Annotated in this window: 11 protein-coding genes; 1 reads left to right on the top strand and 10 read right to left on the bottom strand. The window is 46.4% G+C overall.

The features are described 5' to 3' along the window. Window positions 1-205 precede the first annotated feature (205 nt). The 7 genes from RS891_RS15755 to RS891_RS15725 all read right to left on the bottom strand — a co-directional run bounded on the left by RS891_RS15755 (window position 206) and on the right by RS891_RS15725 (window position 8,600). Window positions 206-1,171, bottom strand: a complete 966-nt coding sequence (locus RS891_RS15755) for an ABC transporter ATP-binding protein (RefSeq protein WP_315796077.1) — start codon at window positions 1,169-1,171, stop codon at window positions 206-208. Then, a complete protein-coding gene (locus tag RS891_RS15750) occupies window positions 1,164-2,147 on the bottom strand; it encodes an ABC transporter ATP-binding protein (RefSeq protein ID WP_315796075.1) in 984 nt (327 codons plus the stop codon). Before RS891_RS15750 ends, RS891_RS15755 begins: the two co-directional genes overlap by 8 nt. Window positions 2,148-2,156: 9 nt before the next feature. Beyond that, window positions 2,157-3,098, bottom strand: coding sequence for an oligopeptide ABC transporter permease (opp4C, locus tag RS891_RS15745; RefSeq protein ID WP_315796073.1), 942 nt, complete (start codon window positions 3,096-3,098; stop codon window positions 2,157-2,159). A 13-nt stretch (window positions 3,099-3,111) separates the two neighbouring features. After that, window positions 3,112-4,068: an ABC transporter permease gene (locus RS891_RS15740; protein ID WP_315796071.1), complete on the bottom strand. Its 957-nt coding sequence runs from the start codon at window positions 4,066-4,068 to the stop codon at window positions 3,112-3,114. Window positions 4,069-4,169: 101 nt separating this feature from the next. Beyond that, window positions 4,170-5,894, bottom strand: a complete 1,725-nt coding sequence (locus RS891_RS15735) for an ABC transporter substrate-binding protein (RefSeq protein ID WP_315796069.1) — start codon at window positions 5,892-5,894, stop codon at window positions 4,170-4,172. 321 nt (window positions 5,895-6,215) lie between these two features. Beyond that, window positions 6,216-7,124: an ArsR/SmtB family transcription factor gene (locus RS891_RS15730; RefSeq protein WP_315796068.1), complete on the bottom strand. Its 909-nt coding sequence runs from the start codon at window positions 7,122-7,124 to the stop codon at window positions 6,216-6,218. Window positions 7,125-7,283: 159 nt separating this feature from the next. Next, on the bottom strand, window positions 7,284-8,600 hold the full coding sequence (locus tag RS891_RS15725) for a hemolysin family protein (RefSeq protein WP_110000146.1): 1,317 nt from the start codon (window positions 8,598-8,600) through the stop codon (window positions 7,284-7,286). Between the two features lie 378 nt (window positions 8,601-8,978). Between RS891_RS15725 and RS891_RS15720 the strand changes: the two genes are divergently transcribed. Next, window positions 8,979-10,835 carry an alkaline phosphatase gene (locus RS891_RS15720; RefSeq protein ID WP_315796066.1) on the top strand — a complete coding sequence of 619 codons (1,857 nt, stop codon included), beginning with the start codon at window positions 8,979-8,981 and terminating at the stop codon, window positions 10,833-10,835. A gap of 159 nt (window positions 10,836-10,994) precedes the next feature. Here the strand turns inward: RS891_RS15720 and RS891_RS15715 are convergent, their stop codons facing one another. The 3 genes from RS891_RS15715 to RS891_RS15705 all read right to left on the bottom strand — a co-directional run bounded on the left by RS891_RS15715 (window position 10,995) and on the right by RS891_RS15705 (window position 13,715). Beyond that, complete coding sequence (locus RS891_RS15715; protein ID WP_315796064.1) at window positions 10,995-12,566, bottom strand: sigma-70 family RNA polymerase sigma factor; 1,572 nt, start codon at window positions 12,564-12,566, stop codon at window positions 10,995-10,997. 216 nt (window positions 12,567-12,782) lie between these two features. Continuing rightward, window positions 12,783-13,274 (bottom strand): spore coat protein GerQ, encoded by a 492-nt coding sequence (gene gerQ, locus RS891_RS15710; protein WP_397333696.1) that lies wholly within the window; start codon window positions 13,272-13,274, stop codon window positions 12,783-12,785. Window positions 13,275-13,292: 18 nt separating this feature from the next. Then, on the bottom strand, window positions 13,293-13,715 hold the full coding sequence (locus tag RS891_RS15705) for a cell wall hydrolase (RefSeq protein ID WP_113054697.1): 423 nt from the start codon (window positions 13,713-13,715) through the stop codon (window positions 13,293-13,295). Window positions 13,716-13,791: the final 76 nt, after the last annotated feature.

Below are 13,791 nucleotides of genomic sequence, written 5' to 3'. Positions count from 1 at the left end.
TCCAAATTTGATTTTGTGTAAATATTAAACGGATGTAGTGGTTAGAAGGTTTCAAAAAAATAAAAGACGCTCCGACTTACATGTCGGCAGCGTCTTTTGGTACTTTGATACTTCTTCGAATGAACACATACAGAATGGATGAAACCTAAATAATTCCATTACGTATCCATAAGATACCGTTGATATGAAATTACTCTCACATGCTTCAGACCAAATGACAGGCTACAAAATGATCCGATCCAACGTTCCGATACGCTGGAATTTGCTGCTTGCAGATATCTTCTGCCCATGGACAACGTGTATGGAACTTGCAGCCTGTTGGCGGATTCACCGGACTGGGGATATCCCCTTTAAGAACAATGCGTTCCCGTTTCAATTTGGGAATCGGCACAGGTACAGCTGATAGCAAGGCTTTCGTATACGGATGTAATGGATTGCCGAATAAGTCATCTCTGGAAGCCGTCTCGACCATGGAGCCCAGATACATTACGCCAATACGGTCACACAGATGTTCCACCACACTCAGATCATGCGAAATAAACAAGTAAGCAAGACCTCGCTCTTGCTGAAGCCGTCTGAACAGGTTGATAATCTGAGCCTGAATGGACACGTCCAGTGCAGATACCGGTTCATCTGCAATAATCAGTTTTGGATTCAAGATCAAAGCTCGTGCAATCCCAATCCGCTGTCGCTGTCCACCAGAGAATTCATGGGGAAAACGATCAATATGATAAGCTGATAATCCACAGGCTCCGAGTACCTCCTTGACGAGATCACGCACCTCGCTTGCGGTCGCCAACCCGTGATCCAATACAGCCTCCCCGATCGCATCACCAATGCGTATGCGCGGATTCAGTGAACTGTAGGGGTCCTGGAAAATAAGTTGAAGCTGTGGACGGATCTTCCGTACTTCCTGCATAGACAAATGATGCAAGTCTACACCTTGAAAACGAATCTGTCCCTCCGTTTTCTCCGTTAAGCGTACGATCGTTCTGCCAACGGTGCTCTTGCCACTTCCGGATTCACCCACTAATCCAAACGTCTCGCCTTCATGGATTGTGATGCTGATATCATCGACTGCTTTCACATGGGCTACTGTACGATTCAATAAGCCTTTGCGCACAGGAAAATAGGTTTTGAGATGTTCGATTTCCAATAGAGGTTCAGACATGACTCAACGCCTCCTCATACAGCCAGAACGCAGCCTTCTGTCCGGGCCCAAGCTGCTTCAGCGTAGGCATTTGCGTGGTGCATATCGACATACAGTGCTCACAACGGTCAGCAAAATGACAAGAATCTTTTAAGGACAGTGGATCAGGTACATGTCCGGGTATTGAATACAATTCATCCTGCCGTTGATTGATAATTGGCTTGGAGCGTAGTAATCCTTGGGTATATGGATGTTTGGGAGATTCAAATAATTGCACAACTTCCCCCTCTTCCACTACTTTACCTGCATACATCACAACGACATAATCCGCCATTTCGGCTACAACGCCAAGGTCATGCGTAATCATCAGAATGGAAGTTCCTGACTGGGACTTAATGTGTTGTAGCATATCCAGTATCTGCGCTTGAATGGTCACATCCAGTGCGGTGGTTGGTTCATCTGCGATTAACAGTTTCGGGTTACATGAGATGGCAATGGCAATCATAATGCGCTGCAGCATGCCTCCACTCAGCTCGTGTGGATAGCTGTTTGCAATCTGTTCCGGACGTGAAATACCAACTTCGGAGATAAGTTCAACCGCTCGTGCGCGAGCCTGCTTTTTACTCATTTTCAAGTGTACAATCAGCGGCTCCATCAATTGCTCACCGATCTTAAGCACGGGATTCAACGAGGACATCGGCTCCTGAAAGATCATGGATATATCGTTGCCCCGGATGGCACGTAATGAGGATTTACTTTCACGGAGCAGATCCCGTCCACCAAAACGGATTGCACCGCCTACCACCTTGCCTGCCGGTTCCTCGATCAAACCCATAATCGACATGGCGGTTACACTTTTGCCGCAGCCCGATTCACCAACGATACACACCGTCTCCCCTTCTCGTACATTCAGGCTTACGCCGTCCACGGCTTTGACATGGCCTTCTTCCGAGTAAAAATGAGTCTCCAATTGTTCAATTTCAATCATATTTTGCATGAGGCGTGCTCACCTTCTCTTCTGTTTGGGATCTAATACGTCTCGAAGTCCATCACCAAATATGTTAATGGCAATAACGGTCACGAAAATGGACAGCCCTGGCGGAATCCATAACCACGGGTGCTGCTGAAAATCAATCATGTTGTTGGCCGCATCGATCATATTGCCCCATGTAGGCGTTGGCGGCATGACACCTAGTCCAAAAAAGCTGAGTACCGATTCGCTGAGAATGGACCCTCCGATATTCAGAGTCGCCATGACGATGAGAAGTGGAACGATATTGGGCAAAAGATGATGAAACAGTTTGCGACGGTCACGCAGGCCAAGAACAACTGCAGCCTGCATGAATTCCCGCTCCCGCAAGCTCAACATCTGTCCTCGCACCATTCGGGCCATACCAGGCCAGTTGACAAAGCTGAGCATCAGCATGACGATATACATTCTGGAATCCGGCGGAACTTTCCAATCCGATAACAACGCGCCGAAAATGAACAGCAGCGGCAGTCCCGGGATCGTAAGCAGCAAATCGGCAATCCGCATAATGACCTGATCAACAATGCCGCGATAATATCCGGCGATGGCTCCAAGCAAGGAGCCGATAAATACGGATAGAACCATGGAAGCCAAACCAACAGTGAGCGAGATACGACCTGCCATCAGCACACGGGTAAGCACATCCCTGCCGAGCGCATCCGTACCAAGCCAGTGATGAATGCCAGGACCTTGTTTCATTGCTGTCATATTGATCTTGTTATCGGTATATGGTGAGAACAGCGGTCCAATGAAACAAGCTACAAACATCAACAAAACCACGATGAATCCGCCAACAGCAAGTCTGTTCTTGAGCAGTCTTCGGATCGACAATTTCCATAAAGAAGACTTGGCCGGAACCTTTAAAGGTAATGCAGCTTCTGTGGCATTTCTCGTTACAGACGATGAAGAGATTGTCATGTTTATAGCCCCCTTATTGCAAACGGACACGCGGATCTGCGATGTGATAGAGCACATCGGACAGCAGCGTTCCAATGACGGTCAGGATGGCGATAAACATCGTAAAGCCCATCAGCAGTGGATAATCCCGCAGTGAGAAGGACTGCATATATAACTGACCGATACCGGGCCAACTGAATATTTTCTCAATAATCAGTGAACCACCGAATAAGGACGGCAGCTCGAATCCAATCAGTGTTATCGCAGGCAGCAGAGCATTGCGCAAGGCATGGGTGTATAACACTTTGCTTTCTTTTAAACCTTTGGCTCGTGCTGTCCGAATATAATCCTGCTTGATCACATCAATCATGTTGCTGCGAAAGTAACGGGTAAGTGAGCCTACCCCAAGCAGAGTCATCACAATTACAGGCAAGGTCATATGTTGAATCACCTCTTTGACATAGGCCAGACCGGTAGCATTACTTCCTGTAGTCATCATGCCGCCTGGAGGCAACCATTTTAGGTCAACCGCCAGCAGTTTGATCAAAAACAATCCGATAAAGAAAGATGGCACGGACATGGCTGCAAATATGCCTATCATCACGAAAGTATCGAACCACGAATACTGCTTATAAGCAGCAATCACACCGATAATAACCGCGATGAACCAGGTCAGGAACGTGGACACCGCAGCTAACAGGAATGAATTCCAGATATATTCGTTGAACAGCGCGAGCACAGGCTTTTGTTGTGCCAATGAATATCCGAAGTCCCCGTGTACAGCATTTTTCATCCAGATGAGATACCGTTCGATAACAGGCTTGTCCAGTCCATACAATTCTCGCAGCTCGGCCTTGCGCTCTGGACTCAGCTTAATGTTGCTGGAGATGTAGTCGCCAGGGGTAAGTGCATACAGGCTGAATATCAGAACGGAAGCGGCCAGCAAAATAAGAACCATGTATGTCATCCGTTTCACAATGTAAGTGCTCATATCAGGCTCCTTATCAATGCGTCCCCTGCATCTGCGACATCGCAAACACAAGGGACGTTTTGTTTATTTCGGTATTGATGTTACTTGATTCATAAAACCGCTTATTTCAAAGACCATTCCGGCAAGCTGGTTGCAATCCCGCGGTATGGACTGACAGAGAGCCCATCGATCCGACCGTTATAGGCATAAACTGTTTTTTTGTAACTGGTAAAAATGACAGGCAGCTCATCATTGAGCAATTGGTACAGCTCTTTGTATACTGCCTTACGCTCCTCAATGTCAGTCGTAGCCAGTCCTTTGTTGTACAGCTCTTTCACTTTGGGATTGTCGTACCCTTTCAGCTCACCATCTACAAATTGCAGCACACCGTCTGAAGGATCTGTTAACATCGGGGTGGAGAAGGAAGCCACGTCGTAATCTCCGCCCTCCACTTTGGATACAAGTGAGTTGAAATCGGCAAACACTTCAGGCTGGAACTGCACACCAATCGCTTCGAAGTTTTCTTTGGCTACAGCAATGAAGATATCCGTGGCCGGACTTTTCGTTCCGAGGAAATGCAGGGACAACTTCTTCCCGTTTTTCTCGCGGATGCCATCCGCTCCAGGCACCCAGCCTGCATCATCCAACAATTGATTCGCTTTGTCCGGATCATAGGCGTATGGATTAATGCCGTCTTCCGTATAAGACCATGAAATTGGTGAAGTCGGAATGTTGGCAACAGCGCCTGCCCCTTGGTTGGCGTCCACATAGATGGACTGACGATCCAGGCCATAGGTAATGGCTTGCCGTACTTCTTTTTCCTGAAGTTGTTCATGCTCCAGATTAAGCTGTAAATATCCGTATGTACTTGGTGTGTAAGGCAGAAGGTTGAGGTATGGGATGTTTTTCAGCTTATCAATATTCTCCTGGGTAGCCGTGAACGAAGTGAAGTCGATCTCTCCGGTCTCAATAAACTGCCAGGTGTCTCCTTCCGATGTTTTATATATGAAGTGCTCCGTTTTCGGTTTGCCCTTGTAGTAGAATTCGTTGGCAACGAATCGTACTTCCTGACCCGGAATGAACTTTTCAAGTTTGTAAGGGCCATTGCCTACAGGTGCTGCATGAAGATTTTTAATGTATTCAAGCTTTCCAAATAGATAGTCTTTGCCGTAGTAGGCTTTGGACAACACCTCTGAGCCCAATGTAAGCAGAGCAGTTGCGTTTGGTTGTTCCAGCGTGACCGAGATCGTTAACGGATCAATGACTTGAATACCCTCAATGTGATCTGCCTTTCCTTCGGTATACGCTTTGCCGCCTTTTACCTTGGTGGAGAAAATATCAAATCCCCCGTCATACGACTTATCATGCAGAATGGTCCATGTAAAAGCGACATCCTCTGCGGTGAGCGGCGAGCCGTCACTGAACTTGGAATCTTTTCTCAGATGAAACGTGTATGTACGCTGATCCTCGGACACATCCCAGCTTTCAGCGAGATCAGGAACAGGTAAACCTTTCTCATCTACGGTCACTAGTGAAGCAAATAACAATGAAGCAACGTTGCCATCATATCCACTCTGATGGAAGTACGGTGTGAAAGCCCCACTGGGATCCGTAAGTCCCACAATCACCGTATCCGTTCGTTTTTTTGCCGTCTCAGGTAATTGATTCAGGTCCGTTGCCTGAAAGGGTGCATCCAGTGCTGCTGAAACCGGAGTCGCTTGTGTGCCCGAATTTGTTGTCCCGCTTCCAGCAGTAGTAGTCTCTGCTCCCCCACCTCCAGCACATGCCGATAACACAATTGCACTACTGATGATTAACGATGCCACAGATAAACCTTTCATTCTCATAAAATCCTCCCCAATTCGTAAATAATCCATATTTTTCTCGCTCAGCCGTTCCTAATTCCCGAGTAATCCAGAATATATATAATTCCTATGAAATTAGTAAGGTATAAGTTCGATAAGCCCTATTATAAGAACCGCATTTGGTTCTGTAAATAGAGAACCACAAAAAAATATTTATATTAAACCCATTAATATCCACTTTAAAGCGATAAAATAGCCGTATGTTTTGCGCGGATTTCCTGAATAAATTTCAGTTCGGCCACAACAAACATACGGCTGTATCGAGGGAATACTTTTTTTCTAAAAACCACATTTTGATAAACGTTATTGCTCCAAATAATTCATGACATTCGGTAAAATTTGCTCCAGTGCATGAACACGAAGTGAATACTCAACCAGGCTCTCTCCTTCAAAATGCGCATAGACCAACCCTGCTCCACGAAGCTTGGACAGATGGTCATGAGTAATCCCTTTGGAAAGCTTCAAGTGACGAACAATTTCGATGAACGAACGTGGTCCCTGATGCAGAAAACGCATGATTTTCAGTCTATTCTTCTCTCCCAAGCTGCGAATCACACGCAAATGATGGGTCGGAATATATTCCTGGTCTCCCATATACAATCTGGAGGAATAATGGCACAGCAGAGTATCCCCAAAATGCAGGATGACATTTAGGGGCTGAAAATGAAATTGTGGCACAAGCAGCAGTCTATCCAGCCCCTTCATGTCCCGGAACATCAACCCGTTGGTCGCATCATCCAGTACCTCTTTCTGGGGAGATTGATTTAACTGTTCCTTACGGTTCAGAACCTCCTGGCGCAGATGTTGTAGGATTACGGGATCCAACAAGCGAAAATATTGCTCATTCCAGCCCGTTAGGACATAGGTCATATTGGTCTGGAAAGCAGCGATATCATCCGTATACGGGAAACTGTACCGACTAAAAATGTCATGAAGGTCAAGTACTGTTCGTTGGCTGAACCATTCAATAAAATCCTCTGGCTCCTCAGCTTCCACTCGCAAACAGACAAGCAGATACATCCATTTCCAATCATCATTCACGTTCATCTCTTGCAAGACAGCAGCAAGCTCAGGGGTTAGCTGCCTTTCTGTTTCTTGCGCCCAGGCTATGGATAAATCAATCTTTTTATGCGATTTTCGGCAAATATATGTATGCAAACTGGCCATGAATTCAAATACAGGCGTAAATCCAACCTCAATGCGATAGCTCAATCTCAACCTCTCCTATCTTGCAAAGTCGTTCCATTATACCCTGTTTGCAGCCGTGCATGCTACGATTATAGGGTAAACAAAAAGCCGCACAGTGGAATCATCCACCGTACGGCCTCCCTATAGACCGGGATCACCTGTCTCCAAAAATAATACTTTGGATTAGGCGCCCTCGCCTTCAACCATCAGATCAAGCTTAATCACATTCACACGTGAAATCCGCTTATGCTCGGTCTCTTGAATTACAAAGACATATCCATCATACTCTACCGACTGCCCTACTTCGGGTGGGATGGTCTCTACTCTGGAGTATAACCAACCACCAATCGTATCATAATCCGCCCGGTCCATATCCAGCCCAAAGCGCTCACTTACTTCTTCAATCAGCATGAGGCCGTCAATGGAGTATTCCATCTCATCCACTTTCTCAATCGCCGGACGCTCCTGGTCAAATTCATCCTGAATCTCGCCCACGATCTCTTCCATGATGTCTTCAAGCGTTACAAGCCCGGAGGTTCCTCCGTACTCATCAATCAGGATGGCAATCTGTGTCTTACTACGTTGCATCCGCTTGAGCAGGTCACTGATCGGAGTGGAATCGGGTACTGCGAGAATCGGCCGAATCACCGAAATGGTATCTGTAAGCTGAGATCGCATCAGGTCTTTAATGTGAATAAAACCGATAATATGGTCTTTGTCACCGTTATAAACCGGATAACGGGTACGCATGCTTTCACTGGCAATCTCCAGATTTTCCAGCATGGACTGATTGGCATTCAGGCAGATCATTTCCGTCCGCGGAATCATAATTTCACGGGCGGTTGTTGCCGTAAAATCAAATATATTATCAACAAGCGCCAATTCAGTATTATCAATTAAACCGCTCTTATTGCTTTCTTTCATCAGAATGCGTATTTCATCTTCACTATGCGCCGAGTCATGCTCCGAGGCCGGTGCCATGCGAAACACTCTCAGCAGGCTGTTCGCCATACCATTCAATGCCCATATAAAGGGATACATTAATTTGTAAAAGAACGTAAGCAGCGCCGCAGACCATAACGTGATCGTCTCTGATTTGCGGATAGCCATCGTCTTGGGAGCAAGTTCCCCGAGTACAATATGCAAAATCGTAATAATAACAAAAGCAATCGCAATGGAGATTCCGTGTACGTATACCGGACCCATTCCAAATGCAGTAAACATGGGCTCTAACAGATGAGCAATCGCCGGCTCTCCCAGCCACCCAAGTCCAAGTGAAGCAAGCGTTATGCCCAATTGGCACGCGGACAGATAAGCATCCAGGTTGCGTACAATATTGGAAGCATAAATCGCATTTTTATTACCCGTTTCCACTAATGCTTCAATCCGGCTGCCACGAACTTTGACCATCGCGAATTCTGCCGAGACAAAGAAACCATTCATCAATACAAGCAAAGCAATTAAAAATAAATTTAATATACTCGGTAAGGGGTCACTCAAATTATCTTCCTATTCGCCGTCATTCTTCGGCAAATAGGTCCACCTCCTTCGAAAATGTAGGATATTTGCCATTCTGCCGCTCATATGCAGTTTCAACTTCCCAATGCGTTCACCTCCACCTTCTTCTGTCGAATAACAAGGATATGCTTCTTTTATTATATAATTCTACACTACACAGTCAATCCGTGTCCTATGACAACGAAATGATGCATACAGGCTATTTCGTTAACAAATGTGCCGAATACGCCGTTTTTTTTACGTTTTACAAACAAATATATGCATCTTATTGCTTTCGGTTTAACTTTTCTCTTACGCTCCGTTAATCATTCAGCTATATACTTCCAAATAGAACAACAAATTGATCTCGGAGGTATGTTCATGAAAAGCCATCATGCTATGAAATGGAATGCTCTACTACTCAGCGCGGCTGTTGCAATTACAGCAGTGCCTTGGCAGGTCAATGCTGAACCCGTATCTGTTCAGCAACAGACGGCCCCTGCCGCATTTACCATTTTACCTATTGACCGCGCTCAAATTCTGGCAGGCCAAAAGCTCGATTTCCGGGTTGAGCTAAACGGTGCCAAGTTGAATTCGAAAGACATTAAAATCCAGGTTAATGGCTTGTCACCGGACAAATACTTTGGCAAGTCTGGAACGTGGACAAGCAGCACCGACCTGAGCACGGAATACACCATCCGGGATGTTGCCTTTAAAGAGAGTGATTCCATTGTGGTAACCGCCGAGACGACGGCTACAGGCAAGCGTACATATTCACGGGTCGTATACCAAGTGTTCGATCCTTCCAAAGACTCGGCAACACTGACAAACGGTGAGCAAGCCAAAAATGTCGTTCTGATGATTGGCGATGGCATGAGTGCCAATATTCGCACCGCCGCTCGTGTTGTATCCAAGGGTATTAACGAAGGTAAATTCAAGGGTTGGCTGGAGATGGAGCAAATGGATGCCATGGGCATGGTCACCACGTCCGGTATGGATTCGATCGTCACTGATTCCGCCAATAGTGCTTCCGCTTATGCAACTGGTCACAAAACGGCCGTCAATGCCGAAGGTGTCTACCCGGACAATACACCAGACCCATTTGACGATCCGAAGGTGGAAAACATCGTTGAGCTGGTGAAACGGACACGTGGTATGGCTACTGGCCTTGTAACGACTGCGGATGTGACAGACGCGACACCTGCTGCGATGGCTGTACATACACGTAAGCGCGGGGAGCAAGAAGCGATTGCCAGCATGTATCTGAATGAAGCCAATCGACCGGATGTTATTCTGGGCGGTGGTCTGGAGTGGTTCCTTCCAGCAGCTGACGGCGGAAAACGCAAAGATGGACGCAATATTGTGGAGGAGTTCAAAAAAGAAGGGTATACCTACGTTACGGATGCAACAAATCTGGACAAGTCTGCCTCTACCAAATCTTTGCTGGGATTGTTCCGCAAAGGCAACATGAACGTATATTATGACCGGGAGTATACTCAGCCTAACAATGCAGAAATTGTAGGCAAGGATACCGATCAGCCAACGTTGATGGAAATGACCGACACAGCTCTTCAGGTACTGGAACAGAACAAAAACGGATTTTTTCTGATGGTCGAAGGTGCATCGATTGATAAACAGGCTCACACGATGGATTTTGAACGCTCCGTATGGGATGCCATTGAATTCGATCAAACGGTTGGTCGGGTTAAGGAATATGCGAAGAAACACCCGGATACGCTCGTTATCGTCACATCCGACCACGGTCATTCCCTTACTCTAAACGGAACGTACAACACGGAAGCCGCCAAAGGTAAATCGGGTGACGAACTCCGCGAATTGATCGGCACATATGCTGATTCCAAGTTCCCGACGTATGTGGATGCAAACGGAGATGGATTCCCGGACAATCCGGATTCCGAGTGGAAGATTGCTGTTGGTTGGGGCAATATGCCGGATAACAATGAGGATTATCTCGCTAATCCGGTGCCAATCAGCCCTACCATCCAGGACCCTAACGTGAAAGACAAAACATGGTATATCGCTAACCCGGACAAAGACCCGGACGGTGTTCACTATACGGGTAACCTGCCTCATGATGAAGGGCAGGAAGTCCACACATTCGACGATGTGCCCATCAACGCTTCGGGACCAGGGTCCCGCTTGTTCTCTGGCTATCTCGATAATACGGACGTGTTCCGCAAAATGGTAACTGCATTGAAGTTGGATGCGTCCAAGTAGAATAACGGTTGAACTAACAAAAGAGTATCCTAGCTCATGCTCGGGCATGGCGGGATACTCTTTTTTCACGATTTTTTGGATGATGAGGATCAGTTAGCCTGTTTACTTAACACTTCTTTACTGCTTCTACTGATTTTATTTCTGATGCCATCTCATTCTCTATAGGATCACTACGGACTCATTAACGGTGTCCCAGCGCAACAGCGTGTCTTCCCCTTCCCCTATCTGAAGACCTCCAATCCAGGATGTATCATGTCTTAATAGTGCCCAATCTGCTTCTCCGTTCAGTACCTGAATACCTAGTTCGGTCAAAGACAAGACACCGTGACGGAATTCGTCATGATGCTGCTGGAAGTTTGGAAAAGCTTGTACACCACTTAGTTGAAGTAAAGCATGAGGTTCATCCGTCATTCTCTTCAGATGAGCCCAATACTCCAGATCACCCATTCCCAAGACATGCAATTGGTCTCCAACGTGCTTGAATAATGGATAAGGGCTATCCACGCCCTCTCTTACGGCCTCCAGTGTGGATTGCTCAATGATGCCCAGTCCGTTCGATACAGAGGGCAGACGTGACAGGTGGGCCTTGAAAGCGGCATGTGCAAAAGGGAGAAGCGATGTATTTTTCAGCAAGTAGTCCTTGTGATCCTGAATGTCTGATGATGCATACGCTGTCCAAAATTCGCTGCCAGCCTGAATTTCCTCTGCCCCCATCACGTGCCAAGTACCTGATAAACGTCCAATCTGTGATGGTGTAAGCTGCCCAAGTCCCCGAAAATGTTCTATTTCCGGATAGGTATCGATGCATAACAGATTCAGCTTTGTATTCTTTAGGTCCTGTTCCCTGAAATAATGCAGCAAATACGATAGCATTGCCTGATCATAAAGGTCATACTCAAACCAAAGGACGATCTCTTCGTGCTGATGGAATGACTTAAGTGTCTGCTCAAGTTCTTTGATTTTTAAATATTCATTCTGTGGAATACCCAAGTGCTGCTCCAAATATATGGCACGTTCACTTCGATCCTTCTCATTACCCATATCTCTTGTTATCGGTCCAAATGTATAGAGCTCTCGCCAGACCAAAATTTCACCTTGAATCCCGCTTTGTCTTAATCGATCTGCCGCATGGTCACCATTCATAATGTGAAGCATTCCTTTTCCTCCTTCGTATAGATCACTAAATACTGAAATCACATCCGCCACAGGCAAAGAACGTCTGAGCCTGGATCTGGCATCATACAACCGTTTTTTTAGAGCCGGAACATTAACCCCGAGGAATTCCGACATTTCCTTGAGCGAGTAGCCCTGAAAATAAAACAGTTCAACAGCAAGCTGCATGGAAGTTGGCAAAATGGAAATCGAATCTCGCAGGAGGCGATGCACCTCTCCTTTCAAAGCCTGTTCTTCAGGATTATGAGCCTGATTCTCTTCCTGAATTGCATCCTGAATCTCCAGGACCGGGATGGTGCCATGCTGCTTACGCCTCATAAGACGGTAACACTGTCTTTCCACGATGATTTTGAACCACCCGGGAAAAGCATCAGGATTGTCCAGTTTGGACAAATTCGCAAAGGCCTCCGTGAAAGCCTCTTGTACCACATCTTCGGCCAGGAACGTATCCCCTAATTTTTGATAGGCGACAGCCAGTGCCATCCCGCGAAATTGCTTCACCAGCTGTTCATAAGCCTCGGCTTCCCCCTGGATTGCTCCATCGATCCATGTTTTCAATATGTTTTGCTCCTTCCTATGCGCTTGCTGCTTGATGTATTTATCTTTAAGTGCCATGATTTGAGAAAAAGGTTACTTCTGCTTATGTTTAATTTTCTATTTGATTATGCTCTTTATCATATTATAGGAAAAGCTGCCCCGTTTGCGGAATAACTTCCACATTCGAGACAGCCTGTGTATCGCCATATTATATTATGTTCTGTTTTTCTCTACAGATTAGCGTCTGCTTGGTTGTTGCGGATAGTTGCCGATCACACCTGGATATTGATACAACAATGGCTCATCGAATGTTGCGTAGTCGAAATTGACCATGAGAAGCATGATCCGTTTTCCAGTGTTCGGGTCACTGATAATGATATGATCACGACCAGCGGCTTCCAGAATACCTTGGAAAATGCGGGCATTCCACTCTTTATTGCCTTCGTATGTCATGTAGAATGTTCCACATTTACCCAGATTAAGCCGTAAAATATTTTCGATGTAGGATTGTTCAAACTGTGGCGCAGTAGTGGTTACCACTCCACCCGTAGGTGTCATTGGAGCGCCGCTTGAAACAAGCGGAGGTACGCTTGTGGAACTAGGTGAAACCATGCCTGGTGTTGGCGACATCATCGGCATACCGTTACCGATTTTATAAGACGTTCCTTGCACTTGTGAATTGGCTTGTTGGCCCATAACTTGTGTCGGTTGATAAGGCTGGTTAATCATATTGATTCCTCCCAAAATTTAAAATACACTCGGACAGTCTTCGCCTGTCGGACTAAAGAAACAATGCGCCTTGAAGCGGCCTGTATTTTGCTGATCATACCAAGTTGGCGGACATTCTCCCACCGGACGGAAAAACCAGAGAGAGTTGCTGGCCGGCCAGAAGCGTTCACCATTAATGACACGCTGTGCCAAGCGTATTTCCGATTGTCTTGCCCGTTGGTAGAAATATCCTTTTTGCGTAGATTCGAAGCCACCCGGGTTCTGAAACACCATTCGATTAATGTCCCGAATATCACCGAAATCCAAACAATCGCCGAGCACCCGGTTTACACCCACATTGCCTACAAGCAGCATGCCTTGTTCGCCGTCACCTTCAGCCTCCGCTCTCATCAGTCTAGCGAGCAGCTTGACGTCTTCCGAGTTGGCTTTAATAACAGCCATATCCTGTTTCCTCCCTTGTTGAACCTCTTCATCACCGTATATCGTATTGTGCAGATGCCTATTCGGTGACACGATT

This window comes from Paenibacillus sp. BIC5C1 (genome assembly GCF_032399705.1).
Lineage (GTDB): Bacteria > Bacillota > Bacilli > Paenibacillales > Paenibacillaceae > Paenibacillus > Paenibacillus taichungensis_A.
The sequence above is the reverse complement of the archived record's forward strand: the minus strand, read 5'-3'. Positions and strand labels throughout refer to the sequence as shown.

Excerpts from the sequence above, each read along its gene's own strand:
- RS891_RS15755 (WP_315796077.1), bottom strand. The coding sequence starts at position 1,171 with ATGTCTGAACCTCTATTGGAAATCGAACATCTCAAAACCTATTTTCCT.
- RS891_RS15750 (WP_315796075.1), bottom strand. The coding sequence starts at position 2,147 with ATGCAAAATATGATTGAAATTGAACAATTGGAGACTCATTTTTACTCG.
- opp4C (WP_315796073.1), bottom strand. The coding sequence starts at position 3,098 with ATGACAATCTCTTCATCGTCTGTAACGAGAAATGCCACAGAAGCTGCA.
- RS891_RS15740 (WP_315796071.1), bottom strand. The coding sequence starts at position 4,068 with ATGAGCACTTACATTGTGAAACGGATGACATACATGGTTCTTATTTTG.
- RS891_RS15735 (WP_315796069.1), bottom strand. The coding sequence starts at position 5,894 with ATGAGAATGAAAGGTTTATCTGTGGCATCGTTAATCATCAGTAGTGCA.
- RS891_RS15720 (WP_315796066.1), top strand. The coding sequence starts at position 8,979 with ATGAAAAGCCATCATGCTATGAAATGGAATGCTCTACTACTCAGCGCG.
- gerQ (WP_397333696.1), bottom strand. The coding sequence starts at position 13,274 with ATGATTAACCAGCCTTATCAACCGACACAAGTTATGGGCCAACAAGCC.
- RS891_RS15705 (WP_113054697.1), bottom strand. The coding sequence starts at position 13,715 with ATGGCTGTTATTAAAGCCAACTCGGAAGACGTCAAGCTGCTCGCTAGA.